The organism is Erwinia aeris, assembly GCF_041224955.1.
Classification (GTDB): Bacteria; Pseudomonadota; Gammaproteobacteria; order Enterobacterales; family Enterobacteriaceae; genus Erwinia; species Erwinia aeris.
In genome coordinates this window covers 351,059-375,635 of the sequence record NZ_JBGFFX010000002.1, presented here as the reverse complement: position 1 = coordinate 375,635, position 24,577 = coordinate 351,059, and the positions used below count along the sequence as shown (strand labels likewise).

Genomic DNA, 24,577 nt, shown 5'->3' with positions numbered 1-24,577 from the left:
TTAAGTGGTATCTGATGTAAAACGTGAAGGATTATCTTTCACGAAAAGAAGTACCGAAGTGGGTGATTAGCTCAGTTGGTAGAGCATCTCCTTTACACGGAGGGGGTCGGCGGTTCGAGCCCGTCATCACCCACCACTTCGGGTCGTTAGCTCAGTTGGTAGAGCAGTTGACTTTTAATCAATTGGTCGCAGGTTCGAATCCTGCACGACCCACCAATGTAGAAAGGCGCCCTAAAGGCGCCTTTTTGCCGTTTGTAATTCGGGCGGGGTTCGAACCTGCCGCAGGTCGAGTCGACCAAAGGGAGACAGCGTTGCCGCAGGCAACGACCCGAAGGGCGAGGCTTTAGCCGGGTTAACCTGCATCCTCCTCTGACTGCCGTGCTACTTCAGCGGCGTCAGGTTTTTCCAGATATGCATCACCGCGTAGCTGCGCCACGGCCGCCAGGCTTCTGCCAGCCGTTCCGCTTCTTTTGCCGTCACGCTACCCAAATTTTTTCGCACCACGATATCCGCCGCCGGAAACGCATCGGGCCAGCGTAAGGCGCGCATAGCTATGTAATGTGCCGTCCACTCGCCGATGCCCGGCAAGGCGGTCAGCCTGGCTATCATCAGCTCCGGCTGCGCGGCTGTTTCTGGCATGCCCTGCGCGCAGGCATCTGCCAGCGCCAGCAGCGTTCTGGCTCGCGTACGTACGATGCCAAGGCTGGCTATTGCTTCAGGCGTGCTGCACGCAACTGTAGACGCCTCAGGCGACAGATGCGTCAGACCGGGAACAGGCGTGGTAATAACCTCGCCAAAAGCGTCAGCAAAGCGCCCGCCAAGCGTTGTGGCTGCCTTTACCGTAATCTGCTGGCCCAGTACGGCCCGCACCATCATTTCAAAGCTATCGAAAGCGCCAGGCACGCGCAGGCCGGGGTTTTTCAGCAGGCTTTCGCTCAATAAAGGATCCTGACCAAGATGCTCCGCAACGATCTGCGGATGCGCATCCAAATCGAATAAATTTCGCAGCCGCAAAAGCAAAGCAGACAAAACCGGCACGAGTGAATGCGTAAAGGTTACCTGAAGCGAGTTTCCTGTGTGGATGACGCGGATCCAGCCCCGATGCGCGCCCAGACGCACCGTACGGGCATAGCTGACGTCATCGACCGCTTCCACGCCTTTTAGCGCGCGCAGGCGAAGAAAATCCAGCAGGGCCACCCAGTCAAAAGGGGGGCGGTAATGCAGTAACAGCGTCGAGGTATCGCTATCCGCAGGTATCTGTTTGCGCAGGCGGCCGGGCGGCATCCGGTAGCGCTTGCTAAAGGCATCGTTGAAGCGGCGCAGGCTGGCAAAACCGCTGGCCAGCGCAATTTCCGTCACCGGCAGCGCGGTTTCAGTCAGCAGCTGTTTTGCCAGCAGCAGCCGGCGAGTCTGCTTTAGCTCCAGCGGCGATACGCCCAGTTCTTTATGCACAATGCGCCGCAGCTGCCGCAGGCTGACAGAATAACGGGCCGCCAGCGTTTCCAGACTGGCGTCTTCTTCCAGCACGCCCTCGGCAATATGCTGGATAAGGCTGTCCGCAATACGTCTGCCGTTATCAATAGGCGCATTGCCGGGTGCCAGTTCAGGCCGACAGCGCAGGCAAGGGCGGAAATGCGCTTTTTCGGCGGCGGCAGCGCTGTCAAAGAACAGACAATTTTTCGCCAGCGGCGCCTTTACGGGACAGACCGGGCGACAGTAAATCCCCGTCGAGATCACGCCTACATAGAACACGCCATCGAAACGGCTGTCGCGCGAGGTAAGCGCAAGGTACGCGATTTTTGCATCAATCATCATCTTTTCCCGTCAGGCAACCTGTCTGGCAGAGTAGGCCGCTTTTCGATGCCGTGCCAGCCATTTTCGGACAGCTAACTATTTCAGATCGATGACCGAAAACGGCTGGCAACTCGGGCCGTTACGCGGATAATTACTGTCCGTAGCACGGAGGAGGAGGAAATAAGATGAGTCATTTTTACACGCTTATGCCGTCGCCGGTCGGCACGTTAAAACTGATTGCCAGCGATAAAGGGCTTGCAGCCGTACTGTGGGAAAACGAAGATCCCAGGCGTTACCGACTTCCCGAGCTGTTGCGGGAAGGATCGCATCCGATTTTGCTGGAAACGGCGCGCCAGCTTTCGGAATATTTTGCTGGCAAACGCAGGCAGTTCGCGCTGCCGCTTGATTTTGTCGGCACGGAATTTCAGAAAAAAGTCTGGGCCGCGCTGGTGGCGATCCCCTTTGGCGAAACCCGCAGCTATCGGGAGATTGCCTGCGAGATTGGGCATCCAGCCGCAGTACGCGCGGTAGGCGCGGCTAACGGCAAAAATCCCGTATCGATTATTGCGCCCTGCCATCGGGTGATCGGCGCCAACGGCAAGCTGACCGGTTTTGCCGGTGGGCTTGAGGTTAAGGCTTATTTACTGAAGCTGGAGGCGACGGATAACTTCCAGCTTCGTTAAGGGCAGCAAATAATCCGCGACAGCGGTGAAAGTTTCGGCTATCTTGTTTAGCATATAAAACAAGCCGGGCGGATAAGCGCGTAACGAACGTTATGGCCGCCACTCTGGTTAAGTGCACAAAACGAGAGCCGTGTGATGAGCCTGATGTTCGATCCCGAAACCGCTGTCTATCCTTTTCCGCCTAAGCCTGCCCGCTTAACGCCTGATGAAAAGCAATTTTATCGCAGCAAAATCAAAAGGCTGCTGAAAGAACGCGATGCAGTGATGGTCGCGCATTACTATACCGATCCGGAAATCCAGGCGCTGGCGGAAGAGACCGGCGGCTGCGTGGCGGATTCGCTGGAGATGGCGCGCTTTGGCAGCCAGCATCCTGCCTCCACGCTGCTGGTGGCGGGCGTACGTTTTATGGGCGAAACCGCAAAAATACTCAGCCCGGAAAAAACCATTCTGATGCCGACGCTTCAGGCGGAATGCTCGCTGGATTTGGGCTGTCCGATTGACGAATTCACCCGGTTTTGCGATGCGCATCCCGATCGTACCGTTGTCGTGTATGCCAACACTTCCGCAGCGGTAAAAGCGCGCGCGGACTGGGTAGTGACCTCCAGCATCGCCGTTGAACTGATTGAACACCTTGACGGTCTGGGGGAAAAAATTATTTGGGCGCCGGATCGCCATCTTGGCCGCTACGTTACCCGCCAGACCGGCGCGGATATTCTGTGCTGGCAAGGGGCCTGTATCGTCCATGACGAATTCAAAACCCAGGCGCTGGCGCGGATGAAAGCGCTCTATCCCGATGCGGCGGTACTGGTGCACCCTGAGTCGCCGCAGGCCATTGTCGAGCTGGCCGATGCAGTAGGCTCAACCAGCCAGCTGATTCAGGCGGCGAAAACGCTGCCGCAGCGGCAAATGATTGTGGCAACCGATCGCGGTATCTTTTACAAAATGCAGCAGGCCTGCCCGGACAAAGAGCTGCTGGAAGCGCCAACGGCGGGCGAGGGCGCAACCTGCCGCACCTGCGCGCACTGTCCGTGGATGGCGATGAACGGGCTACAGGCTATTGCAGAAGGGCTGGAGCACGGCGGCAGCGAACATGAAATTAACGTTGATGCGGCGCTGCGCGAAGGCGCGTTACGGCCGCTGGATCGTATGCTAACCTTTGCTGCATCATTAAAATAACGCCCGTTTTCAGCTACAAGGTGCCAATATGGATTTTTTCAGCACGCAAAATATTCTGGTTCACATCCCTGTAGGGGCGGGCGGCTACGACCTCTCCTGGATTGAAGCGATCGGCACGCTGGCGGGTTTGCTCTGTATCTGGCTCGCCAGCCTTGAAAAAAACATCAACTACGTTTTTGGTTTGATCAACGTCACGCTCTTCGCGGCGATCTTTTTCCAGATCCAGCTTTATGCCAGCCTGCTGCTGCAGCTCTTTTTCTTCGGCGCTAACGTTTACGGCTGGTATGCATGGACGCGGCAGACCACCGACAACCAGCAGGCGCTGCAAATTCGCTGGCTGGGCCTGCCAAAAGCCCTTGGCTGGGCGCTGTTCAGCGTGGTGGCGATTGCCCTGATGACCCTGTATATCAACCCGGTTTTTGGCTGGCTGACGGAAGTCGCCGTTAAGCTGATGCAGACGCTGGGACTGGCGGTGGCGATGCCGCAGCTTCAGCCGGACGCTTTCCCGTTCTGGGATTCCTGTCTGCTGGTGCTGTCGGTGGTGGCGATGATTTTAATGACGCGGAAATATGTCGAAAACTGGCTGCTGTGGGTGGTGATTGATGTGATTAGCGTGATGATCTTCGCTCGTCAGGGGGTTTATGCAATGTCGCTGGAATATGCCATTCTGACGTTAATTGCGCTGAACGGCTCGTGGCTCTGGATTAAAAGCGCCCGCAGGCAGGCGCTGGCTTAATCAGTGATGATGGTGGGCATGGTCGTGCCCGCTTTTTCCCCATGACAGCTCGCAGTCGCCATCGTCACAGCTCTGGTATTCCATCTGCACCGTGGCGTGCTCGATCTGATAGTGCTCGTGCAGGTAGTCATGAATACGGTGCAGCAGGGCGTCGTGATCGTAAGGCGGGATCACCTGCGTATGCAGCGTGATCACCGGCTTTTCGCCCACCAGCCACAGGTGAACGTGGTGCACGTTGCGTACCTCAGGAATATCACGCGTTAACGCCCGCTTCAGCTTCTCCACGTCCAGCTGCGGCGGCGTCCCTTCCAGCAGTTCATGAAAACTCTCTTTCAGCAGCGCCCAGGCGCTGCGCAGCACCAGCACCGCCACCAGCAGCGACAGGATCGGGTCGATGGGCGTCCAGCCGGTAAACATAATAATCAGCGCGGCAGCAATGGCGCCGACGGAACCCAGCAGATCGCCCAGCACGTGCAGCGCGGCGGCGCGAACGTTAATGTTCTTCTCTTCACTACCGTGATGCAGTAGCCAGAAAGAGAGCAGGTTCGCCAGCAGGCCCGCTACGGCAATGCCCAGCATAAAGCCACCGGCCACGGGTTCGGGATGCATAAAGCGCTGGACGGCTTCCCAGACGATCAGCGCGGTAATCACGATCAAAGCGATAGCATTGATAAACGCGGCCAGCGTAGTCAGCCGCAGCAGACCGAAAGTGTGGCGTGCGTTTGGCTTGCGGCTGGCGAACTGCACGGCCAGCAGCGCCATCAGCAGCGCGGCGGCGTCCGTGAGCATGTGTCCGGCATCGGCCAGCAGCGCCAGCGAGCCGGAAAGCAGGCCGCCAACAACTTCCGCGACCATAAAAACAGCCGTGACCAGAAAGGCGGCCAGTAAACGATTGCGGTTTCCGCCGCTATGAGAATGCGAATGCGCCATAAGTATCCATCTTTTCAATAAACCTGCTTTATCATAACAAGGAATGGAGCATGCCCGTGACGGGCTTTTTTATTGTGAATGCGCTGGGACGGCCAATAAAAAAAGGAGAGCCTCAGCTCTCCTTTTGTCATCCGCGGCTAACTTACTGCGAGGTGCCGTCGGTTTTTCTGTCAGTGCCCGGGCCTACTTTCTGGTTAATGTCAGGACATTTACCGTCTTTGCACTGGGTATTTTTATCGATCTCATCCGCGGTCATTTTCTTTTTAGCGTGATGGGTCGTTTTGTGCGTGGTATCGGCAGTGGCGTCGCCGGTATTATTGATATGACTGTTATCAACGTTGTTCGGCGCAATATTCTGTTTTGCGCTGCCCGCTGCGGCCCCGGCGTCTGCCGCCTGGTTAGCGGTACCGTTGTTGCTGCCCGCCGCCATGGCGGAAGCGCTACCCAGAGTCATTGCTGCTGTCAGGAAAACGATTGCAAACTTTTTCATCATCTTACTCCGTTAATTTTTTTTGCGTCTTGGCGAACCAAACCCTGCTAAAAAAGCGGTTTGCATAAAGTGGAAGAGGCAACCTCTCCTTACGCAAGCGATACGCGGCGATAAAGCAGGCGATCCCTGTGCGTTTTTTTTAAGTATTAACAAGTTAAAGTGTAGTAAAAAGCGCGAAAACGGCAACTCCTACTGATAATAATTTGTGCAAAGTCGATTTACAGGCTGGGGTTCACGCGATAAATTGGTCTGGATGCGCCTGGTGTGCAGTACGGCTCAGTAACTATCTGGAAATATTATGAATTATCAGAATGATGACTTAAGAATTAAAGAAATAAAAGAACTTTTACCTCCCGTTGCGCTGCTTGAAAAATTTCCTGCCACGGAGACGGCGGTTAAAACTGTCGCTGATACCCGCCAGGCCATTCACCGTATCCTGCAAAAAAATGACGATCGCCTGCTGGTGGTGATCGGCCCTTGCTCAATTCACGATACCGAGGCCGCAAAGGAGTATGCTGCCCGTCTGCTGAAGCTGCGCGCAGAGCTGAGCGACTCGCTGGAAGTGGTCATGCGCGTTTACTTTGAAAAACCGCGCACCACGGTTGGCTGGAAAGGGCTGATCAACGATCCGCATATGGATAACAGCTATCAGATCAACGACGGTCTGCGCATTGCGCGCAAGCTGCTGGTGGACATCAACGATACCGGCCTGCCGGCGGCGGGCGAATTTCTGGATATGATCACGCCGCAGTACGTGGCCGATCTGATGAGCTGGGGCGCGATTGGCGCGCGCACTACCGAATCTCAGGTGCACCGCGAGCTTTCCTCCGGGCTTTCCTGTCCGGTCGGCTTCAAAAACGGCACCGACGGCACCATTAAAGTGGCTATTGATGCGATCAATGCCGCCAGCGCGCCGCACTGCTTCCTGTCGGTGACCAAATATGGACACTCCGCCATTGTGGAAACCAGCGGCAACGGCGACTGCCATATCATTCTGCGCGGCGGCAAAGAGCCGAACTACAGCGCGCAGCATGTGGAAGAAGTGAAGACAGGCCTGGCGAAAGCGGGCCTGGAGCCGCAAATTATGATCGACTTCAGCCATGCCAACAGCAGCAAGCAGTTTAAAAAGCAGCTGACCGTGGCGGACGACGTGGCGCAGCAGATTGCGGGCGGCGAAAAAGCGATTATTGGCGTAATGATCGAGAGCCATCTGGTTGAAGGCAATCAGAGCCTGGAAAGCGGCGAGCCGCTGGTCTACGGCAAGAGCGTGACCGATGGCTGCATCGGCTGGGAAGATACTGAAACCGTGCTGCGCCAGCTGGCAGAGGCGGTGAAAGCGCGTCGCGGATAAGTTTCCCGTACGCGACATAAAAAAATCCGCCTTTCGGCGGATTTTTTTATTGGCTCTTACTTCGCTTTACCCTGATTCGCTACGGCGGCGGCTTTAGCCGCGATCTCGTCCGCATCGCCCAGATAGTAGTGCTTGATTGGCTTGAAGTTTTCGTCGAACTCATACACCAGCGGCACGCCGGTTGGGATGTTCAGCTCAAGGATCTCTTCTTCGCTCATGTCGTCCAGGTATTTCACCAGCGCGCGCAGCGAGTTGCCGTGTGCAGCAATGATCACTTTCTCGCCTTTCTTCATGCGCGGCAGAATAGACTCGTTCCAGTAAGGCAGCACGCGATCGATGGTCAGCGCCAGGCTTTCGGTAGTCGGCAGCTGCTCGGCAGTCAGCGCGGCGTAGCGCGGGTCGTGGCCAGGGAAACGTTCGTCAGCGCGATCCAGCTCCGGCGGCGTGACGGCAAAGCCGCGACGCCACTGTTTAACCTGCTCGTCGCCATATTTCTGCGCGGTTTCCGCTTTATCCAGACCCTGCAGCGCACCGTAGTGACGCTCGTTCAGACGCCAGGATTTTTCAACCGGCAGCCAGGCCTGATCCACTTCGTCAAGAATGTTCCACAGCGTGTGGATGGCACGTTTCAGCACGGAGGTATAAGCGAAATCGAAGGTAAAGCCTTCTTTTTTCAGCAGCTGACCCGCCGCTTTCGCTTCGGTACGCCCTTTATCGGACAGATCGACATCGTACCATCCGGTAAAGCGGTTTTCGTTGTTCCACTGGCTTTCGCCGTGACGTACCAGAACCAGCTTAGTTACAGCCATAGCTTAACTCCTTAATAATCTGACGTTTCTAAGATAACGGAAAGCGAAAATTGCCGACGCAATTTTAACTGGTCATTACCATAGCGGAAATCTGCGCGCCACGTAAGCCTGCCGCAGGCGCGATGCACGTTTTTCATGCGCTTAATCAAAGCGGCGTCAGGCGATAACGCGTTTCTGACTGATACGATTCACCTGGCTGCAGCCAGCAGTCGGGCTGCGGCCATTCCGGATGATTAGGCGAGTCGGGTAAAAACTCGCTCTCCAGCGCAATGCCCTGAAAGGCAGTATAGACGTCCTGCTCGCGAGCCGGAGTGCCTTCCAGATAATTTCCCGAATAGAACTGTAGCGCAGGCGCGGTGGTAAACACGCTGAGCTTCAGCCTGCCGTCGGCCGACCACAGCTCCGCGTCCGGCTGCGTATCGTCGCCGCCGTTCAGCAGAAACGCGTGATCGTAGCCTTTGACCGCGCGCTGATCGTCATCCAGCAGGAAGTCCTGCGCCACCGTTTTGATCTCTCTGAAATCAAAGCCGGTATCGGTGACGTCGGTCAGCAGGCGGTTGGGAATGCCTTCGCTGTCGACCGGCAAATAATGGTCGGCACGCAGGCGCAGGCGATGATGGCGCGCGTCGCCGTGCTGCGCATCCAGATTGAAATAGGCGTGGTTGGTCAGATTAACCGGACAGGCCTGGTCCACCGTGGCGTGATAGCGGATCGTGAGCGTATTGTCCTCTTCCAGCCGATAGCGCAGGGTAACCTGGAGATGGCCGGGATAGCCCTGATCGCCGTCAGGGGAATCCAGCTGATATTCGACTTCCTGGCCGGTCTGGCTGACGATGTGCCAGCGACGGGCGTGAAAGCCCTGTGGCCCGCCGTGCAGCTGATGTTTCCCCTGATTGGCCGCCAGCTGCCAGCGCTGCTCGCCTGCACTGATAGCGGCGTTAGCGATACGGTTGGCGTAGCGGCCAACCGTTGCGCCCAGATAGGCGGTCTGATTAAGGTAGTCGGCCGGCGTGGCACAGCCCAGCAGCGCTTCGCGCACGCTGCCGTCTTTCATCGGCACGCGCGCGGAAAGCCAGGTGGCGCCCCAGTCCATAAAGGTCGCTACCATGCCGCCCGCGTTGCGCAGCGTTGTGATGCGCCACGGCTGGCCGTCTGGCGCATGCGAGTGACTCAGCATGGGCCCGCTCCTTCAGAGGCTTTGCAGACGTAGAAAGTTTCTTTAATGCCGGACTGCGCCTCGTACTGCTCCGCCACGGCCGCTTTCACGCTGTCGACCAGATCCAACGGCATCAGCGCCACCACGCAGCCGCCAAAGCCGCCGCCGGTCATGCGCACGCCGCCGCGATCGCCCAGGCTGTTTTTCACAATGGTTACCAGGGTATCGATTGGCGGCACGGTGATTTCAAAATCGTCGCGCATGGAAGCGTGAGATTCCGCCATCAGCACGGCGATGCGCGCCAGATCGCCCTTCGCCAGCGCATCCGCCGCTTCCAGCGTGCGGGCGTTTTCGGTCAGCACGTGGCGCACGCGTTTGGCGACCAGCGGGTCAAGCTCATGCTCCATCGCTGCAAACTGCGCCAGATCGACATCGCGCAGCGAACTTTTGTTAAAGAATTTTGCGCCCGCTTCGCACTGCTGACGGCGAGTGTTGTACTCACTGCCCACCAGGTTACGGCGGAAGTTAGAGTTGATGATCACTACTGCGATATCTTCCGGCATCGGCACCGGACGCGTGCCCAGCGTGCGGCAGTCGAGCAGCATCGCATGATCTTTCTCGCCCAGCGCCGAGATCAGCTGATCCATGATGCCGCAGTTACAGCCGACAAACTGGTTTTCCGCTTCCTGGCCGTTTACGGCAATCTGCGCGCCGTCCAGCGGCAGCGCATACAGATGACGGAACACGGTGCCGACCGCCACTTCCAGCGAGGCAGAAGAGCTGAGGCCCGCGCCCTGCGGCACGTTGCCTGCAATCACCATATCCACGCCGTTGAAGTCAGGAATGCGTTTTTGCAGGTGCTTGACCACGCCGCGCACGTAGTTTGACCACATCTGCGTGTCATGCGGAGTAATCGCCTCGTCCAGCGAAAAAATATCTTCCTGATTTTCATAGTCGGCGGCGATGACGCGTACCTGGCGATCGTCGCGTTTGGCGCAGGCGATCACGGTCTGATAATCAATAGCGCAGGGCAGCACAAAACCATCGTTATAGTCGGTGTGCTCGCCAATCAGGTTAACGCGGCCCGGCGCCTGGATAGTTTGCGGCGCGGCATAGCCAAATTTTTCGCTGAAAATCTGTTGGGTCAGGGTTTTTAAACTCATGGTTATGCTCCGGTCTCGCGGAAATGAATATCGCTGACGGCACGCAGCCGTTCAGCCGCCTGTTCCGCCGTTAAATCACGTTGGGTTTCGGCCAGCATTTCATAGCCAACCATAAACTTGCGCACCGTGGCGGAACGCAGCAGCGGCGGGTAAAAATGCGCGTGAAGCTGCCAGTGGTCGTTGGCGTCGTCGTTGAACGGCGCGCCGTGCCAGCCCATAGAGTAGGGGAAGGAGCACTGGAACAGGTTGTCATAGCGGCTGGTCAGCTTTTTCAGCGCCACGGCCAGATCGGCCCGCTGCGCGTCCGTTAAGTCGGTCAGGCGCTTGACGTGCGCTTTCGGCAGCAGCAGCGTCTCGAACGGCCAGGCGGCCCACCAGGGCACCACGGCCAGCCAGTAGTCGGTTTCCACCACCGTGCGGCTGCCGTCATTCAGCTCGCGACTGGCGTAATCCACCAGCATCGGCGACTGCTTTTTCGCAAAATAAGCGCGCTGGAGATCGTCCTCGCGTTTGGCTTCGTTAGGCAGGAAGCTGTTGGCCCACACCTGGCCGTGAGGATGCGGATTGGAGCAGCCCATCGCTGCGCCTTTGTTCTCAAACACCTGTACCCATGGGTAGTGCTGACCCAGATCGGCAGTCTGCTCTTGCCAGGTGCGAACCACGTCTTCCAGCGCGGAAACCGACAGCTCCGGCAGCGTTTTGCTGTGATCCGGTGAAAAGCAGATCACCCGGCTGGTGCCGCGCGCGCTTTCACAGCGCATCAGCAGGTCGTCGCTCTCCGGCGCGTCCGGCGTATCGGTCATCAGCGCGGCAAAGTCGTTGGTAAACACATAGGTGCTGGTGTAATCGGGATTTTTATCGCCGGTTACGCGCGTGTTGCCGGGGCAAAGAAAGCAGTCCGGATCGTGCGCAGGCAGCTTCTCCTGAGAAGGCGTCTCCTGTGCGCCCTGCCAGGGGCGTTTGGCACGATGCGGAGAAACCAGAATCCACTGATCGGACAGTGGGTTATAGCGGCGATGCGGATGATCGACCGGATTAAATTTCTGCATATTGAGTCCTGATTACTTTGTAATGCCTGCAAGCCTGAAAGAAAAATAGCACAGCGCGAAACGATAAAGCGTGATCGAGTGTGAATAAATGGAATCGTTTACACAAGATGAAAATTCCTAAGAGGCAGGTTTCAAGGCTGTTTAATCCATAAATTCCTTTCCCGCTACGGTTGAAAGTGGTAGCGGTTACACAGGGCGTGCCGCCTGTCGACAGGGCAGGGGAAATCTATGGCGGGTAAATATCAGATTAATCGGATGACGCTCTGACACACCGGCATCTTAAAACCATCGTTGGTGTTTAGTGCCAACATACTAAGGCTGCGCGAACTATTAGTGCCAACATACTAAAAGAACGAAAAGAGTAGCGCTAACATCCAGGCAGGCGAACGTTCGCCGCTTGTCAGGACGTATAGACGAGGCCCGACCGTCGAACACAGGGATACGCGTGCCGAGGCTCCAGGAACGGACTTACGCCATGTCTACGTCATGCATGGCGCAGTTGGTATATACCAAAAAGTGTAGCGGTACTATACGCGGTTATTCAGGCCGTACAGGGGCAGATAATCATGGCTTTACTCGGTAGAATAATGTCGAAATCTACGAACCAGATATGAGCGACTGTGTTACTGGCCATTATGGGAGTGCGCCTTTTTTTAAAGGCACTAAGTGTTGGGGATGAAATAAACGGTCTGTTCTTAATTCAGGCTACAATCACAAGAAAACAATCATTATAAAAATACAGTATATTTTGGGTGGTCGAAGGTACTCATATGTCGTATAAAACATGCGTAAGGACTGATTTGTCAGATAAGTAAAGCATAGTGGAACGCACGTTTTAAAATTTCTTTGGTACTCAACAAGGCGAGGGTTTCTGATATTAACGCTCAGTTTTATTGAGCAGCATAGAGAAATAAATGGAGATTTTTTATATGGATATGCGTAACTTTGAACAATGCAGGAAGATGACAAAATCCCCTTCATGGACTTTCCTTGATGTATTCCGTTGGAAAATACTTCCTGAAAGATTCGGCGGTGGCAGATCTTATGCCAGAGGTTTTAAAGATACCTGGGTCAAAAAACAGAGTTTGCTTATCAGATCGGCTGCTCTTCGCTATAAACTGCCCCCAGAATTACTTGCTGGTGTCTGCTGGATTGAGGTAGGCGGTGATCCAGATATTATAGATCGTTTTGCTTTTGAAGTTCGCTTCATAGACTGGAGCGGCCCAGTCTGTATCGATCGTAATCTTACTGTAACCTCTCCGCCGGCTAAAACCTCGTTTGGCTTTGTCAGCATGCAACTGCGTACAGCAGCTAAAACTATGGGCCTTAATGCAGACAAGATGAGTACATCAGAACTCCGCTCGCTATCACGGTGTCTTGAAAAAGATGCCTATAACATTACCCTCGCGGCTATGCACTTACGCCAGCTTGCTGACTATGACAAGTTACCCTCTCGGCTCAGTATGAATGATGTGAGAATTATTGGAGCCAGATATAACCGGGGCACCAATCCGAGTCTGGAAAGCATCAAAAAAGATACGCGATATGGTGATTTTATTGTCAAAAACTGGCAGCATTTTACCAGACTGGTCTCGTAACAGGGTCATGATTTTATGAATAAGTTTTTTAGAATTGCATTTATTCTTTTTTATCTGGTTTGCATGGTGCTGATTTATTTATCTATGGTTGATAAATACGATGTTATCTACGATATGGATTCGACTATCCCGCAAGGTTCATTAAATAATAACAGGGGTAATGGAAACGTTTTTGGTGGGCTGGCACTATCATTTATATTCATACTTTACATGGTCTTTTTTTACGTTGAAAAATCCAAAAAATGGAAATGTTTAACAGGCATCATGACGGCACTGATATGTCTGTTTTTCTTCATCAGATAAGCCTTATATAGATTTTTGCAAAATTTTAGCAGGCTTCAGATTTACATATTCATCCCGCGCCCACGCCAGCCAGACTGGCCCTACATACTATGCAAGAGTTGCCCACGTACATCACGCCATGCCGTTACTTCGATGCGCTATCCTTTCTTTGAACAGGCAGCCTGAGCCAGCCTGACGGCTGGCCCTGAGCTCGCCTCAGAGCCTGTCCTGCTGATAGCGATAGCCGTCACCGTCCGGCACGAACGTCAGGCGATGGGTGATGCACTGTGGCGCATCTTCAGCATGGTGCGAAACGAAAAGAAGCTGCGTGGCGCCTTCGCCAATCAGCACGTCAACAAAGCGGCGCACGAGCTGGCGGTTGATCGAATCCAGCCCCTGTAGCGGCTCGTCCAGGATCAGCAGAGCCGGATGCTTGACCAGCGCGCGGGCTATCAGCACCAGCCGCTGCTGCCCCCATGACAGACTCTGAAAAGGCGCGTCCGCCACGGCACGCATCCCCAGCAGCTGTAGCCACTGCTCCGCCAGCTTTTGCTGCCGATCGGAAACGGCCTGATAAATACCGATAGAGTCAAAATAGCCGGAAAGGATCACGTTGCGCACGCTGCTGCTGACGCGGTAATCCAGATGCAGGCTGCTGCTGACGTAGCCAATATGCTGTTTGATATCCCAGATGGTTTCGCCGCTGCCGCGACGGCGGCCAAACAGCGTTAAGTCATTGCTGTAGCCCTGGGGATGATCGCCCGTTACCAGGCTCAGCAACGTTGATTTTCCCGCGCCGTTCGGGCCGACGATCTGCCAGTGCTCGCCCGCCTGCACCGTCCAGTCAAGATGGTTAAGAACAGGGCGATCGTTATAAGAGACTACGCCGTCCCGCAGCACCACTAGCGGCGTCTGCGATGACAGCGCCGTTTTTGCCGATGCGTCGTCCGCTTCCGGTAGCGCCATCCCCTGCAGGTTTTCACTGTGTGCCAGCTGGGCGACCAGCGCCTCGGCCAGGATTGCTTCGCGTGCGCCTACATGCGTCAGCTCACATTCGGCCAGCACGCCAACCCGTTCGACAAAGTCGGGAATATCGTCAAAACGGTTCAGCACCAGCACCAGCGTGTGCCCCTGCTGGTGGAGCTGCGCCAGAACCTGGGCCAGATTGGCGCGCGACGCAACGTCCAGCCCGTCAAAAGGCTCGTCGAGGATCAGCAGGTCCGGCTCGGCCATCAGCGCCTGGCAGAGCAGCGTCTTGCGGGTTTCCCCGGTCGAGAGATATTTAAAACGACGATCGAGCAACGAAGCGATGCCAAAGGTTCCCGCCAGCTGACGACAGCGTGCCTCATCGCGCACCTCCTGCTGAATAATGTCGGCAGCGGTGCGGCCGGTATCTTCTTCATCCGGGCTGAGCATATCGGTGTTGTTACGCTGCCATTCCTCGGAAACCAACTTTTGTAACTGCTCAAGCGAAAGACGAGTGGGGCGGAAAGTGTTGACGACTTCGCCTCGTGCGGCGGCAAGCTCGCCCGCAAGGGCGCGCGCGAGGGAAGATTTGCCGCTGGCGTTAGCGCCCACAAAAGCCCAGCTTTCGCCAGCCCGGATCGTCAGCGACGGCAGCATCAGGTTACGGGTCGCGCTAAGATGAAACGTGCCTTGCGAAATTTGCAACGTAGACATTGTTTATTCCATTTTATGCATTATTCCCTTCACTATCGACGCTGAGCGGCGGCGCTGTCAAATGGTGCCGCCGTTTTCAGAGCAGCGTGGCGATAATCACGCGATCGGCATTAAAATGTGCTGTTACCGCCGCGCCAGGCTGAAGATTTTGCTCCTGCGCGCGCTGGTTGGTTAAGGTAGCGCACAGCGTTTCGCCGCCCGGCAGCGCGATCAGCGCTTCACTGTGGGTCTCGCCCTTAATCAACTCGCTCAGTACGCCGTCGAGCTGGTTATCGGCCTTGCTCGCGGATTGGGTCACGTCTATCCACGGCGCTTTTATCAGCACCAGCACCTCTTTGCCCGGCGTGAGTTCAAGGCGATTGGCGCTCTGTTCAGTCAGCGCGGCTTTGATGCGCGTCTCGCCGTTGGCCAGCAGGATCTCAACATGCTGCTGCACCGTCTGCGCGTCGCGCTGCACCAGCGTGCCGAAAAGCTGGTTGCGGGCGCTGGTTTGCAGCGAAAACCGGGCGATGGCGCCCAGCAGGCTGCCCAGCGGCACGTCATCCTGCAATACATCGAAGGCTTTCTGCTGAATCTGCTCCAGCAGCGCGAAAAGCTGAATCAGTCTGTCACCGTAGGCGGTGACCTGCGCGCCGCCGCCGCCTTTGCCGCCCGTGGCGCGCTCTACCAGCGTGCGGTCGGCCAGCGTGTTCATCTCGTTAATTGCATCCCAGGCGCTTTTATAGCTGATCCCGGCCATTTTCGCGCCCTGGCTGATGGAGCCGGTCGCGGCGATCTGTTTAAGCAGTTCGATACGGCGGGGATCGGCGAAAAGCCGCTGCTGTAATTTCAGGATCAGGGAAAGCTCAGCCTGCATGGTCGCTCCTGGCAAAAAAGGGTTTCCGGAATTGTACACTGTTGCGCAGGCGGGGCGTAAAAACAGGTAAAACGCACAAAAGGTCAGTGCACTTTTATCCGCTACGGATACAATAACTTCTTTTATTCAGTGAGGAAAAATACCATGCTGGAATTACTCATCGGTCTTGCAGAAGCGATCCTCATGGTTCCCGTGGTGATGGCGATAATCCTTGGCCTGATCTATGGCCTTGGCGAAGTCTTTAACGTCATTTCAAAGTTTGGTCATCGCAACGAGCAGCCTGCGAAAGAACGCCGCTAGATCCCTGCCCGATACGCCCGGCGACACCGGGCGCTATTTTTTGCGAGCCGCCTCAACTTCTCTCCGTTTATGCCGATAATCTTTATGACACCGGTTGTTAAATCGTTATAGTGAAGGCTACATAACGAGACCTTCGGAGAAGACCATGTCTGTGAAATTACGCCATTTCTTGATCGGTGCCGTGGTAACGGCAAGCCTGACCGGCCAGGCCGTAGCGGCTGAAAAAATTACCGTTTTTGCCGCCGCCTCCTTAACCAACGCGTTGCAGGATATCGCTAATCGCTACCAGCAGGGAAAAGAGGTAAAAATTGTCTCCTCTTTTGCCTCTTCTTCTACGCTGGCGCGGCAGATAGAGCAGGGCGCGCCCGCCGATCTTTTTATCTCTGCCGATCAGCAGTGGATGGATTACGCGGCGCAGAAAAAAAGCATTGAAGAAGCCAGCCGCTATACGCTGTTAGGCAACGAGCTGGTGCTGGTAGCGCCGAAAGAAGCGAAATCGCCGCGAGTCACGCTGTCGAAAAACACCGACTGGAAAAGCCTGTTGCAGGGCCAGCGTCTGTCCGTAGGCGATCCCGATCATGTTCCGGCAGGGCTCTACGCCAAGGAAGCATTGCAGTCGCTGGGCGCCTGGTCAACGCTGGAGCCGATGCTGGCGAGAGGCAACAGCGTGCGCGCCGCGCTGGCACTGGTGGAGCGCAATGAAACGCCTTACGGCATCGTGTATGGCTCCGATGCGGTAGCCAGCAGCAAAGTGGCCGTGGTTGGCGTTTTCCCGGCAGACAGCCACAAGCCGGTGGAATATCCAATGGCGAAAGTGAAAGGGCATGATACCGCCGGCGTCGCCGCGTTTTATCATTATCTGAAAGGGCCGGAAGCTGCGGCCGTGTTTAAACACTACGGATTTACGCCTCTGTGATATTAAGCGATCCCGAATGGCAGGCGGTTCTGCTCAGCCTGAAAGTCTCCAGCGTGGCGGTGCTGTTCAGCCTGCCGTTGGGCATAGCAGCGGCCTGGGTGCTGGTACGCTGCCGGTTTCCCGGCAAGACGCTGCTCGACAGCCTGATCCACCTGCCGCTGGTGCTGCCGCCGGTGGTGGTCGGCTATCTGCTGCTGATTGGATTCGGCAGACGCGGCTTTATCGGCCAGTATCTCTACGACTGGTTCGGCTTTACCTTCGCCTTTAGCTGGCGCGGCGCGGCGCTGGCCTCTGCCGTGGTCGCTTTTCCGCTGATGGTACGGGCAATTCGCCTGGCGCTGGAAGGCGTTGACGGTCGGCTGGAGCTGGCGGCGCGCACGCTGGGCGCAGGCCGCTGGCGGGTGTTTTTCACCATCACCTTGCCGCTGACGCTGCCCGGCATTATCGCCGGCACGGTGCTCGCCTTCGCCCGTTCGCTGGGCGAATTCGGCGCGACCATCACCTTTGTGTCCAATATTCCTGGCGAAACCCGCACGCTTCCTTCCGCCATGTATACGCTGATTGAAACGCCGGGCGCGGAAAACGCGGCGGCCAGGCTTTGCCTGATCGCTATTGCGCTGGCGCTTTGTTCGCTGTGGCTGGCGGAATGGCTGGCGCGTCGGGGACGCAAAAAGTTGGGGATGCCATGTTAGAGCTTGATATTGTCCAGCGCCTTGGCGACCACACTTTGCAGGTAAACGCAAACATACCGGCGCAAGGCATCACGGCTGTTTTCGGCGTCTCTGGCGCCGGCAAGACGTCACTTATTAACGCTATCGGCGGCCTGACCACGCCGCAGGAAGGACATATTTCCCTGAACGACAGGGTGCTGTTCGATGCTCAGACCAGCGTGAACCTGCCGCCGGAAAAGCGCCGTATCGGCTATGTTTTTCAGGATGCGCGCCTCTTTCCGCACTACAAGGTGAAAGGCAACCTGGAATACGGCATGGCGAAAACGATGCGCTCGCAGTTCGATGAACTGGTAGCGCTGCTAGGCATCGGCGAGCTGCTGTCGCGTTTTCCTTTTTCGCTGTCCGGCGGAGAAAAACAGCGGGTGGCGATAGGCCGCGCTCTGCTCAGCGCGCCGGAAATTTTGCTGATGGATGAGCCGCTGGCCTCGTTGGATCTGCCGCGCAAGCGTGAGCTGCTGCCCTATTTGCAGGCGCTGGCGAAACAGGTGGCCATTCCGGTGCTGTACGTCAGCCACAGCCTTGAAGAGATTATCCAGCTGGCGGATAACGTGCTGGTGCTGGATAAAGGCGAAGTGAAAGCGCTGGGCGCGCTGGAAAAAGTCTGGGCCAGCAGCGCCATGCGGCCGTGGCTGCCGCGCGCGGAGCAAAGCAGCGTGCTGCGCGTTCAGGTGCTGGAGCAGCATCCGCACTATGCGATGACGGCCCTTTCGCTGGGCGATCAGCATATCTGGGTTAACCGCATCGACGCGCCGCTGAAAACGCCGCTGCGCATTCGCATTCAGGCCGCCGACGTCTCGCTGGTGCTGCAGCCGCCGCTGAACAGCACTATCCGCAACGTCATTCCGGCGCAGGTCGGCGAGCTGCTGGATATCGATAATCAGGTCGAGGTGAAGCTGCTGATAGGGCAAAGCGAACTCTGGGCGCGCATTACGCCCTGGGCGCGGGATGAGCTGATGATTAAACCGGGCATGTGGCTCTACGCCCAGATCAAAAGCGTGGCGATCGCCGCCTGACGCGCCGCTTATACATTTTGCCGTCGCGTTGACGCAGATATCGCTTTCAGGGCGATGCCCGCGTCAACAGGCGGACATCGTCAGCCAGGCTGGCAGCACTTCCTGACAGATAGTCTGTGCAATCCCCAGCGCCAGACTGCTGCCGATCGCCTGCCATCGGCAAGGCCGCTACAGCACTTCCTGATAAATAGTCTGTGCGATACCCGGTTCCAGACTGCTGCCGATCGCCTGCCACCGGCAAAGCCGCTACAGCACTTCCTGATAAATAGTCTGTGCGATACCCAGCGCCAGACTGCTGCCGATCGCCTGCCATCGGTAAAGCCGCTACAGCACTTCCTGATAAATAGTCTGTGCGATACCCGGCTCCAGATTGGTGCCGATCGTCCGATGCGCGCGCGCCTTGATGGCATCGTCGGCGTTGCCCATCGCCACGCCCAGCCCGACGTTTTCCAGCATGCTCAGGTCATTATAGTTATCGCCAAAGGCCAGCACATCGCTCATCCGATAGCCTTCAGATTCAACCCACTCCGCCAGCCGTTTGCCTTTGCTGTTGCCCGCTTTGGCAATATCGACCTGATCGTGCCAGGACCATTCGCAGGCCAGGCCCATTTCCTGCTCCACGCTGTCGGCAAACTGTTGCAGCGCGCGGGTATCGGGATGGGATATGGCAAATTTCCAGATCGATTCCGCTTCTTCTGCCGCCTTGCTCAGGCTCGGCACCTTAATAAACACCGGACGCTGATGTTCCGGCAGCGACAGCCCCCAGTTAATGGTGCGGGTTACATGGCCGGTTTCGGCCTGGTAAAGCATCGCGTTATCAACATACAGCAGGCCATGAATGGCGGCCTCGTCCAGCATCTCAATCACCCGCAGCGCCTGATCCTGCGGCAGCGGATCGGCAGATATCACCTTTTTTGCTTGATAATCATACAAATAGGTGCCATTACAGCAGATTGCAGGTGTGTCGAGCGCCAGCGCCTGATAAAAAGGGTGGATAGCGACGTGATGGCGGCCGGTCACTATCACAATTTTTACGCCAGCCTGCCGGGCCTTTTGCAGCGCTTCCAGCGATTCAGGAAGAATGGTCTTACGCGGCGTCAGCAGCGTACCGTCCAGATCTAAAGCAATAACGCGATAACTCATAAATCGTTCCGAATGTGGTTTGAAAACGAATTTTTGAGTCTACACCCTGTGGCGGCGCTGACAAAATCGTCCGGCACAAATCCGCCTGCGTGGCCTGCGAAAACGCGCTACGCTGAAGCAGACCCGATTGACCTGAAAAAGGAGCATTTATGAAACAAGTCGTTTATACCGCCAGCCCGGAAAGCGGGCAGATCCATGCCTGGCAGCTTGACCCGCAGGGCGCGCTGACGCTGCTGCAGGTGGTCGATCTGCCAGGCCAGGTTCAGCCAATGGTGGTCAGCCCGAATAAAGCTTTTCTGTATGTCGGTATCCGTCCTGATTTCCGCGTTATCGCTTTTCATATCGACAGCGAAGGCAAGCTGACCAAAGCGGCAGAAGCGCCGCTGCCGGGCAGCCCGACCCATATTTCTACCGATCGTCAGGGACGCTTTATTTTTACCGGTTCCTATAACGACGCCTGCGTCAGCGTCACGCCGATCGATGCGCAAGGCCTGCCGGGCGAACCGTTGCAGGTGATTAAAGGGCTGGATGGCTGCCACTCGGCTAACATCGATCTTAAAAACGAAACGCTGTTCGTCCCGGCGCTAAAACAGGATCGCATCTGTCTGTTTGATTTACAGGAAGACGGTCAGCTGCTGCCGCACGCGCAGCCTCAGGTCAATACGGTTGAGGGCGCTGGCCCGCGCCATATGGTGTTTCATCCGAACCAGCAGTACGCCTACTGCGTAAACGAACTGGACAGTACGGTTGACGTCTGGCAGCTGAATAACGCGCATGGCGAAGTCGAACGCGTGCAGAGCCTGGATATGATGCCCGCAGGCTTCAGCGACACGCGCTGGGCGGCGGATATTCGCCTGACCCCGAACGGTCGTCACCTTTACGCCTGCGACCGTACCGCCAGCGTACTGACCACGTTCAGCGTCAGCGAGGACGGCGGACTGTTGACGATTGAGGGCCATCAGCCAACGGAAACGCAGCCGCGCGGCTTTAACATCGACGCCAGCGGTCGCTACCTGATTGCGGCGGGACAGAAGTCGCACCATATTGCAGTCTATAGCATTGCGGAAGAGAGAGGGCTGCTGACGCCGCTGGGACGTTATGCGGTAGGGCAGGGGCCGATGTGGGTGACCATCACGGAAATTTAAAGGACAGGCGGCGATAAGGCCGCCTGTTTTTTATCAGCTGTAGATAGCGGTAAGCGAAGCGCTCGCCAGCTGATGGAAATGCACGTTAAAGCCCAGCATCGCGCCGCTCGCCTGCTCGTCCACGTCCAGCTTTTCCACGTCCAGCGCATAGACGGTGAAAATGTAGCGATGGCTTTCGCCTTTTGGCGGTGCCGCGCCGCCATAGCCCGCTTTGCCGAAATCCGTGCGGGTCTGCACCGCACCGGAAGGCAGTTCGGCCACGCCGGAGCCTGCGCCCTGCGGCAGCACGCGCGTGTCGGCAGGCAGGTTGGCCACGCCCCAGTGCCACCAGCCGGAGCCAGTTGGCGCATCGGGATCAAAACAGGTGACGACAAAACTTTTGGTGCCGGCGGGCACGTCATCCCAGGTCAGATGCGGCGACAGGTTATCGCCTTCGTAGCCCATCCCGTTAAAAACCTGGCGCGCCGGTAGCTTGTCGCCGTCGTTAAAATCCTGACTAAAGAGTTTCATTTCCCCTCCTGGCATTATTGATGAAGCAGTTTCAGCAGCTCCTCGGCTGCGGCGACGGAGGATGCGGGATTCTGGCCGGTCACCAGGTGACCGTCCGTAATGGCGAAACTGCCCCAGTCATGGGTTTTTTCATAGTTGCCGCCCAGCCCTCTCAGCGCATCCTCAACCAGGAAAGGTACCACATTCGTCAGCCCGACGGCGCTTTCTTCACTGTTGCTGAAGCCCGTCACGCGTTTTCCGGCCACCAGTGGCGAACCGTCCGGCTTTTTCGCCCGCTTCAGCACGCCCGGCGCGTGGCAGACCGCGCCGACCGGTTTGCCGTTAGCGTAAAAACTCTCAATCAGTTCAATGCTCTGCCGATCCTCCGCCAGATCCCAGAGCGGGCCGTGGCCGCCGGCATAAAACACCGCGTCGAATTTGCTGCTGTCGATGTTGCCCAGCTGCTGGGTATTGGCCAGCGCCTGCTGAGCGGCAATATCTTTACGGAAGCGTTCGGTATCGGCGCTTTGCGCATCCGGCTCGTCGCTTTTGGGATCCAGCGGCGGGTGTCCGCCAGCGGGCGACGCCAGCACCACGTTGATGCCCGCATCGCGGAAAATGTAATAAGGCGCTGCGAACTCCTCCAGCCAGAAACCGGTTTTTTTGCCGGTTTCGCCAAGTCGGTCATGCGAAGTCAGCACCATTAAAATTTTCATTTCAGGCTCCTGTTGGCGTGTCGCCAGCCACTTTAATCAGCACTTTACCGAAGTTTTTACCTTCGAGCATGCCGATAAAGGTTTCCGGCGCGTTGTCCAGACCCTCTACTATGTCTTCGCGGAAAACAAAACGATCCTCCGCGACCCACTGACTCATTTGCTGGAAAAATTCGTTAAAGCGATGACCGTAATCCTGATTGATAATAAAGCCCTGAACGTGCAGGCGCTTACGCAGGATGGCGCTCTGGAAAAGCGGCAGGCGATTTGGCCCTTCCGGCGCATCCTTGCTGTTGTAGTCGGCGATCAGGCCGCAGACCGGGATACGGCCTTTGGTATTCATCAGCGGCAGGACGGCGTCAAATACCGGGCCGCCGACGCTTTCAAAATAGACGTCGATACCGTCGCGGCAGTAGCGTTTAAGCGATTCTGATAAGTCGCCTGACCGATGGTTGAGGCAGCGGTCAAAGCCCAGCACATCTTCGGCGTAGCGGCATTTTTCTTCGCCACCGGCAATACCCACCACGTAACAGCCTTTCAGCTTCGCTATCTGGCCTACCATAGAGCCGACCGCGCCGGTTGCCGCCGCCACGACCACGGTTTCGCCCGGCTGCGGATTACCAATATCCAACAGGCCCATATAGGCGGTAAAACCGGTCATCCCCAGCATGCCGAGCGCCCACGAAGGGTGTTTCAGCACGGGGCCGCTGAGCTTAAACAGATCTTTGCCGTCCGACAGGGCAAAATCCTGCCAGCCGCTCTGGCTGACTACCCAGTCGCCAGGCTGGTAATCTTCATGATTTGATTGTTCAACGATGGCGACGGTGCCCGCGCCCATGACGTCGTTAACGGCGATCGGCGGCACATAGGAAGGCGCGTCGCTCATCCGGCCACGCATATAAGGATCCAGCGAGAGCCAGATCGTCCGAAGTAGAATCTGGCCTTTCCCTGGCGTTGGTACGTGCTGTGACTCCAGACGAAAGTTAGCTTCAGTCGGTGCGCCATGCGGGCGCGAGGCGAGCACGATACGGCGATTTGTCTGTTTGTCTTGCGGCATAGTTTTTCTCCTTTACAAAATACAACCCGTAAAAAGCGTAGTGCATATGTCTCGTGCTCGCTTTGCTCTGGGCCGTAAAACAGGTAAAACAGCGCCACTGAAATTTAGTGAGGCTTTTTAATCTTTTTCTGCTTGCCTGTGGGTTAAAACCGGGGCGGCAACGCAATTATTATTAACAATTTTTAAAAGCTTTATCGCGCAATCAATGTAAAAGCGTTCATATAATTAACGCAAAAATAGAGCTTGTATTGGGATATAAATAGGTTAGTTATTGCGTATTTCCTGATGAAGATGTGCGTTTCATTAACAATGTTTTAATTATTGTCCGGGCGAGAAATTCAGAATTTTAGGTATAAATTATGAATCTTCTGACAAAACTTAGTTTAACTTAAGAGTATTGTTAGTTAATTAATGTATTTATATTTATTTTTATCGTTACCCTTAACATAATTTACTATTTATCTAAACAATAGCTAAGCTTTTTGATGGGACTGTTTAATTAGATTTGTCCTAAAAACTATTTACAAGAAATTAGAAATAGGGCGATAATAAGGCTCGGGGCCTTCTTAAGGAATGCTATATTCCTGAGCTGGAATGTTCCTGATGAATTTATATCTAAAAAGTCAGCCACATAAACATGTGAAGTAGAGGGAATTTATGGAAGAATTTAAAAAATTATTATTAGCTACCGCTATGGCGGGTACCCTTTTTACTGGCAGCGTATATGCAGCAACCGGCACCTCTGTCGCCGGGGGCACTATTACCTTTAACGGCGCGGTCAGCGACACAACCTGTAATGTCACCACGAATAGCGGGTCGGACTTTACCGTTAACGTGTCGCCTGTCACTAAAGAAGACATGGGCACCACGCCAGGCGTGATCGGCAGCAGCGCCACGCCTTTTACGATTACCGTTTCGGGCTGTAGCGGTTTTGATAACGCCAGCACGGCTGCACAGTCGTTGAATATTGTCTTCACCGGCGCCAATGTTTCGGATGATATGAATTACCTGAAAAACGAATCGGGTTCAGCCGAAGGTGTCGGTATCGCCATCACTAAAAACGGTAGCGATCTGGTAAAAATGAACGAGGCTCTGGCAACAGGACTGGCTACAAGCCAATCCGCTGCCAGTGGGAATTACGATACGGCTGCGGCAGGCGACATTAATCTTTACGCGCATTATTACAACTACGGCGGCAGCAACGTTTCTACTGGTTCAGTAGTGACTACCGCAACTTATACGTTCAGCTACGAATAATCTACCTTGCACCCGGACAGGAGAGCGTCGGCTTTCCTGTCTCTTCCGGACGGCATTTCA

Annotated in this window: 24 protein-coding genes, 2 tRNA genes and 1 other RNA gene; 14 read left to right on the top strand and 13 right to left on the bottom strand. The window is 55.9% G+C overall.

All coding sequences use genetic code 11. The annotated features are described in order from the left end of the window. Positions 1-60: 60 nt before the first annotated feature. The 3 genes from AB6T85_RS05420 to AB6T85_RS05410 all read left to right on the top strand — a co-directional run bounded on the left by AB6T85_RS05420 (position 61) and on the right by AB6T85_RS05410 (position 372). Positions 61-136 (top strand) — tRNA-Val (locus AB6T85_RS05420). Between the two features lie 4 nt (positions 137-140). After that, positions 141-216 (top strand) — tRNA-Lys (locus AB6T85_RS05415). A gap of 31 nt (positions 217-247) precedes the next feature. Then, positions 248-372: non-coding RNA, RtT sRNA (locus AB6T85_RS05410), on the top strand. Positions 373-381: 9 nt separating this feature from the next. Here AB6T85_RS05410 and AB6T85_RS05405 read toward each other — a convergent pair. After that, positions 382-1,812 (bottom strand): AlkA N-terminal domain-containing protein, encoded by a 1,431-nt coding sequence (locus AB6T85_RS05405; protein WP_369894973.1) that lies wholly within the window; start codon positions 1,810-1,812, stop codon positions 382-384. A 167-nt stretch (positions 1,813-1,979) separates the two neighbouring features. On the opposite strand from AB6T85_RS05405, the gene AB6T85_RS05400 reads away from it, so the two are divergent. The 3 genes from AB6T85_RS05400 (at position 1,980) to pnuC (ending at position 4,389) form a co-directional block, all read left to right on the top strand. Beyond that, positions 1,980-2,477, top strand: coding sequence for a methylated-DNA--[protein]-cysteine S-methyltransferase (locus AB6T85_RS05400; protein ID WP_253454865.1), 498 nt, complete (start codon positions 1,980-1,982; stop codon positions 2,475-2,477). 135 nt (positions 2,478-2,612) lie between these two features. Further along, on the top strand, positions 2,613-3,653 hold the full coding sequence (gene nadA, locus AB6T85_RS05395; RefSeq protein ID WP_253461066.1) for a quinolinate synthase NadA: 1,041 nt from the start codon (positions 2,613-2,615) through the stop codon (positions 3,651-3,653). Positions 3,654-3,681: 28 nt separating this feature from the next. After that, positions 3,682-4,389 carry a nicotinamide riboside transporter PnuC gene (gene pnuC / locus AB6T85_RS05390; RefSeq protein ID WP_253454864.1) on the top strand — a complete coding sequence of 236 codons (708 nt, stop codon included), beginning with the start codon at positions 3,682-3,684 and terminating at the stop codon, positions 4,387-4,389. On the opposite strand, the gene zitB is transcribed toward pnuC, so the two are convergent. Both zitB and AB6T85_RS05380 read right to left on the bottom strand, forming a co-directional pair. Further along, entirely contained in the window at positions 4,390-5,319 is a 930-nt protein-coding gene (gene zitB / locus AB6T85_RS05385) for a CDF family zinc transporter ZitB (RefSeq protein ID WP_301253501.1), read from the bottom strand. A 142-nt stretch (positions 5,320-5,461) separates the two neighbouring features. Further along, positions 5,462-5,812 carry a YbgS-like family protein gene (locus tag AB6T85_RS05380; protein WP_253454862.1) on the bottom strand — a complete coding sequence of 117 codons (351 nt, stop codon included), beginning with the start codon at positions 5,810-5,812 and terminating at the stop codon, positions 5,462-5,464. A gap of 295 nt (positions 5,813-6,107) precedes the next feature. Between AB6T85_RS05380 and aroG the strand changes: the two genes are divergently transcribed. Beyond that, positions 6,108-7,160, top strand: coding sequence for a 3-deoxy-7-phosphoheptulonate synthase AroG (gene aroG / locus AB6T85_RS05375; RefSeq protein ID WP_253454861.1), 1,053 nt, complete (start codon positions 6,108-6,110; stop codon positions 7,158-7,160). A 56-nt stretch (positions 7,161-7,216) separates the two neighbouring features. Here the strand turns inward: aroG and gpmA are convergent, their stop codons facing one another. From gpmA to galT, 4 genes are all read right to left on the bottom strand, one after another. After that, a complete protein-coding gene (gene gpmA / locus AB6T85_RS05370) occupies positions 7,217-7,969 on the bottom strand; it encodes a 2,3-diphosphoglycerate-dependent phosphoglycerate mutase (protein WP_253454860.1) in 753 nt (250 codons plus the stop codon). Positions 7,970-8,114: 145 nt separating this feature from the next. Further along, complete coding sequence (gene galM, locus AB6T85_RS05365) at positions 8,115-9,146, bottom strand: galactose-1-epimerase (RefSeq protein ID WP_301729827.1); 1,032 nt, start codon at positions 9,144-9,146, stop codon at positions 8,115-8,117. Continuing rightward, a complete protein-coding gene (gene galK, locus AB6T85_RS05360; protein WP_253454858.1) occupies positions 9,140-10,288 on the bottom strand; it encodes a galactokinase in 1,149 nt (382 codons plus the stop codon). The genes galM and galK overlap by 7 nt, the downstream gene beginning before the upstream one ends. 2 nt (positions 10,289-10,290) lie before the next feature. Continuing rightward, positions 10,291-11,337: a galactose-1-phosphate uridylyltransferase gene (gene galT / locus AB6T85_RS05355; RefSeq protein ID WP_369894969.1), complete on the bottom strand. Its 1,047-nt coding sequence runs from the start codon at positions 11,335-11,337 to the stop codon at positions 10,291-10,293. Between the two features lie 914 nt (positions 11,338-12,251). Here galT and AB6T85_RS05350 point away from each other — a divergent pair. Continuing rightward, on the top strand, positions 12,252-12,935 hold the full coding sequence (locus AB6T85_RS05350) for a hypothetical protein (RefSeq protein ID WP_253454856.1): 684 nt from the start codon (positions 12,252-12,254) through the stop codon (positions 12,933-12,935). A 498-nt stretch (positions 12,936-13,433) separates the two neighbouring features. On the opposite strand, the gene modF is transcribed toward AB6T85_RS05350, so the two are convergent. Together modF and modE are read right to left on the bottom strand one after the other, a co-directional pair. Continuing rightward, positions 13,434-14,897, bottom strand: coding sequence for a molybdate ABC transporter ATP-binding protein ModF (modF, locus tag AB6T85_RS05345; RefSeq protein ID WP_369894967.1), 1,464 nt, complete (start codon positions 14,895-14,897; stop codon positions 13,434-13,436). Positions 14,898-14,973: 76 nt separating this feature from the next. After that, positions 14,974-15,753 carry a molybdenum-dependent transcriptional regulator gene (gene modE / locus AB6T85_RS05340; protein ID WP_253454854.1) on the bottom strand — a complete coding sequence of 260 codons (780 nt, stop codon included), beginning with the start codon at positions 15,751-15,753 and terminating at the stop codon, positions 14,974-14,976. 144 nt (positions 15,754-15,897) lie between these two features. Here modE and AB6T85_RS05335 point away from each other — a divergent pair, with 144 nt between their 5' ends. The 4 genes from AB6T85_RS05335 to modC all read left to right on the top strand — a co-directional run bounded on the left by AB6T85_RS05335 (position 15,898) and on the right by modC (position 18,713). After that, entirely contained in the window at positions 15,898-16,053 is a 156-nt protein-coding gene (locus AB6T85_RS05335) for an AcrZ family multidrug efflux pump-associated protein (protein ID WP_253454853.1), read from the top strand. Between the two features lie 145 nt (positions 16,054-16,198). Beyond that, positions 16,199-16,969 carry a molybdate ABC transporter substrate-binding protein gene (gene modA / locus AB6T85_RS05330; RefSeq protein WP_301729826.1) on the top strand — a complete coding sequence of 257 codons (771 nt, stop codon included), beginning with the start codon at positions 16,199-16,201 and terminating at the stop codon, positions 16,967-16,969. Further along, complete coding sequence (modB, locus tag AB6T85_RS05325; RefSeq protein ID WP_253454851.1) at positions 16,966-17,661, top strand: molybdate ABC transporter permease subunit; 696 nt, start codon at positions 16,966-16,968, stop codon at positions 17,659-17,661. The genes modA and modB overlap by 4 nt, the downstream gene beginning before the upstream one ends. Then, the gene (gene modC, locus AB6T85_RS05320; protein WP_253454850.1) at positions 17,655-18,713 is read left to right on the top strand and encodes a molybdenum ABC transporter ATP-binding protein ModC; all 1,059 of its coding nucleotides are present in this window, start codon (positions 17,655-17,657) and stop codon (positions 18,711-18,713) included. Before modB ends, modC begins: the two co-directional genes overlap by 7 nt. Before the next feature lie 324 nt (positions 18,714-19,037). On the opposite strand, the gene AB6T85_RS05315 is transcribed toward modC, so the two are convergent. Continuing rightward, positions 19,038-19,856 carry a pyridoxal phosphatase gene (locus AB6T85_RS05315; protein WP_253454849.1) on the bottom strand — a complete coding sequence of 273 codons (819 nt, stop codon included), beginning with the start codon at positions 19,854-19,856 and terminating at the stop codon, positions 19,038-19,040. A gap of 149 nt (positions 19,857-20,005) precedes the next feature. On the opposite strand from AB6T85_RS05315, the gene pgl reads away from it, so the two are divergent. Beyond that, complete coding sequence (pgl, locus tag AB6T85_RS05310; protein WP_301251304.1) at positions 20,006-21,001, top strand: 6-phosphogluconolactonase; 996 nt, start codon at positions 20,006-20,008, stop codon at positions 20,999-21,001. 33 nt (positions 21,002-21,034) lie between these two features. Here the strand turns inward: pgl and AB6T85_RS05305 are convergent, their stop codons facing one another. The 3 genes from AB6T85_RS05305 to curA are packed head-to-tail and all read right to left on the bottom strand — an operon-like array spanning position 21,035 to position 23,260. Beyond that, complete coding sequence (locus AB6T85_RS05305; protein WP_253454847.1) at positions 21,035-21,511, bottom strand: kinase inhibitor; 477 nt, start codon at positions 21,509-21,511, stop codon at positions 21,035-21,037. A gap of 14 nt (positions 21,512-21,525) precedes the next feature. Next, positions 21,526-22,206, bottom strand: coding sequence for a type 1 glutamine amidotransferase domain-containing protein (locus AB6T85_RS05300; protein ID WP_253454846.1), 681 nt, complete (start codon positions 22,204-22,206; stop codon positions 21,526-21,528). Position 22,207: 1 nt separating this feature from the next. Further along, a complete protein-coding gene (gene curA / locus AB6T85_RS05295; protein WP_253454845.1) occupies positions 22,208-23,260 on the bottom strand; it encodes an NADPH-dependent curcumin/dihydrocurcumin reductase in 1,053 nt (350 codons plus the stop codon). Between the two features lie 657 nt (positions 23,261-23,917). On the opposite strand from curA, the gene AB6T85_RS05290 reads away from it, so the two are divergent. Further along, positions 23,918-24,517 carry a fimbrial protein gene (locus tag AB6T85_RS05290; protein ID WP_369894962.1) on the top strand — a complete coding sequence of 200 codons (600 nt, stop codon included), beginning with the start codon at positions 23,918-23,920 and terminating at the stop codon, positions 24,515-24,517. Positions 24,518-24,577: the final 60 nt, after the last annotated feature.

What these genes read in the sequence shown, in the direction of transcription:
- modF (WP_369894967.1), bottom strand. Translation starts at nt 14,897, where the DNA reads ATGTCTACGTTGCAAATTTCGCAAGGCACGTTTCATCTTAGCGCGACC.
- modC (WP_253454850.1), top strand. Translation starts at nt 17,655, where the DNA reads ATGTTAGAGCTTGATATTGTCCAGCGCCTTGGCGACCACACTTTGCAG.
- AB6T85_RS05350 (WP_253454856.1), top strand. Translation starts at nt 12,252, where the DNA reads ATGGAGATTTTTTATATGGATATGCGTAACTTTGAACAATGCAGGAAG.
- AB6T85_RS05335 (WP_253454853.1), top strand. Translation starts at nt 15,898, where the DNA reads ATGCTGGAATTACTCATCGGTCTTGCAGAAGCGATCCTCATGGTTCCC.
- pgl (WP_301251304.1), top strand. Translation starts at nt 20,006, where the DNA reads ATGAAACAAGTCGTTTATACCGCCAGCCCGGAAAGCGGGCAGATCCAT.
- zitB (WP_301253501.1), bottom strand. Translation starts at nt 5,319, where the DNA reads ATGGCGCATTCGCATTCTCATAGCGGCGGAAACCGCAATCGTTTACTG.
- aroG (WP_253454861.1), top strand. Translation starts at nt 6,108, where the DNA reads ATGAATTATCAGAATGATGACTTAAGAATTAAAGAAATAAAAGAACTT.
- AB6T85_RS05300 (WP_253454846.1), bottom strand. Translation starts at nt 22,206, where the DNA reads ATGAAAATTTTAATGGTGCTGACTTCGCATGACCGACTTGGCGAAACC.
- AB6T85_RS05290 (WP_369894962.1), top strand. Translation starts at nt 23,918, where the DNA reads ATGGAAGAATTTAAAAAATTATTATTAGCTACCGCTATGGCGGGTACC.
- curA (WP_253454845.1), bottom strand. Translation starts at nt 23,260, where the DNA reads ATGCCGCAAGACAAACAGACAAATCGCCGTATCGTGCTCGCCTCGCGC.
- modA (WP_301729826.1), top strand. Translation starts at nt 16,199, where the DNA reads ATGTCTGTGAAATTACGCCATTTCTTGATCGGTGCCGTGGTAACGGCA.
- AB6T85_RS05400 (WP_253454865.1), top strand. Translation starts at nt 1,980, where the DNA reads ATGAGTCATTTTTACACGCTTATGCCGTCGCCGGTCGGCACGTTAAAA.
- galT (WP_369894969.1), bottom strand. Translation starts at nt 11,337, where the DNA reads ATGCAGAAATTTAATCCGGTCGATCATCCGCATCGCCGCTATAACCCA.
- pnuC (WP_253454864.1), top strand. Translation starts at nt 3,682, where the DNA reads ATGGATTTTTTCAGCACGCAAAATATTCTGGTTCACATCCCTGTAGGG.
- AB6T85_RS05315 (WP_253454849.1), bottom strand. Translation starts at nt 19,856, where the DNA reads ATGAGTTATCGCGTTATTGCTTTAGATCTGGACGGTACGCTGCTGACG.
- AB6T85_RS05380 (WP_253454862.1), bottom strand. Translation starts at nt 5,812, where the DNA reads ATGATGAAAAAGTTTGCAATCGTTTTCCTGACAGCAGCAATGACTCTG.
- galM (WP_301729827.1), bottom strand. Translation starts at nt 9,146, where the DNA reads ATGCTGAGTCACTCGCATGCGCCAGACGGCCAGCCGTGGCGCATCACA.
- galK (WP_253454858.1), bottom strand. Translation starts at nt 10,288, where the DNA reads ATGAGTTTAAAAACCCTGACCCAACAGATTTTCAGCGAAAAATTTGGC.
- gpmA (WP_253454860.1), bottom strand. Translation starts at nt 7,969, where the DNA reads ATGGCTGTAACTAAGCTGGTTCTGGTACGTCACGGCGAAAGCCAGTGG.
- modE (WP_253454854.1), bottom strand. Translation starts at nt 15,753, where the DNA reads ATGCAGGCTGAGCTTTCCCTGATCCTGAAATTACAGCAGCGGCTTTTC.
- AB6T85_RS05405 (WP_369894973.1), bottom strand. Translation starts at nt 1,812, where the DNA reads ATGATTGATGCAAAAATCGCGTACCTTGCGCTTACCTCGCGCGACAGC.
- AB6T85_RS05305 (WP_253454847.1), bottom strand. Translation starts at nt 21,511, where the DNA reads ATGAAACTCTTTAGTCAGGATTTTAACGACGGCGACAAGCTACCGGCG.
- nadA (WP_253461066.1), top strand. Translation starts at nt 2,613, where the DNA reads ATGAGCCTGATGTTCGATCCCGAAACCGCTGTCTATCCTTTTCCGCCT.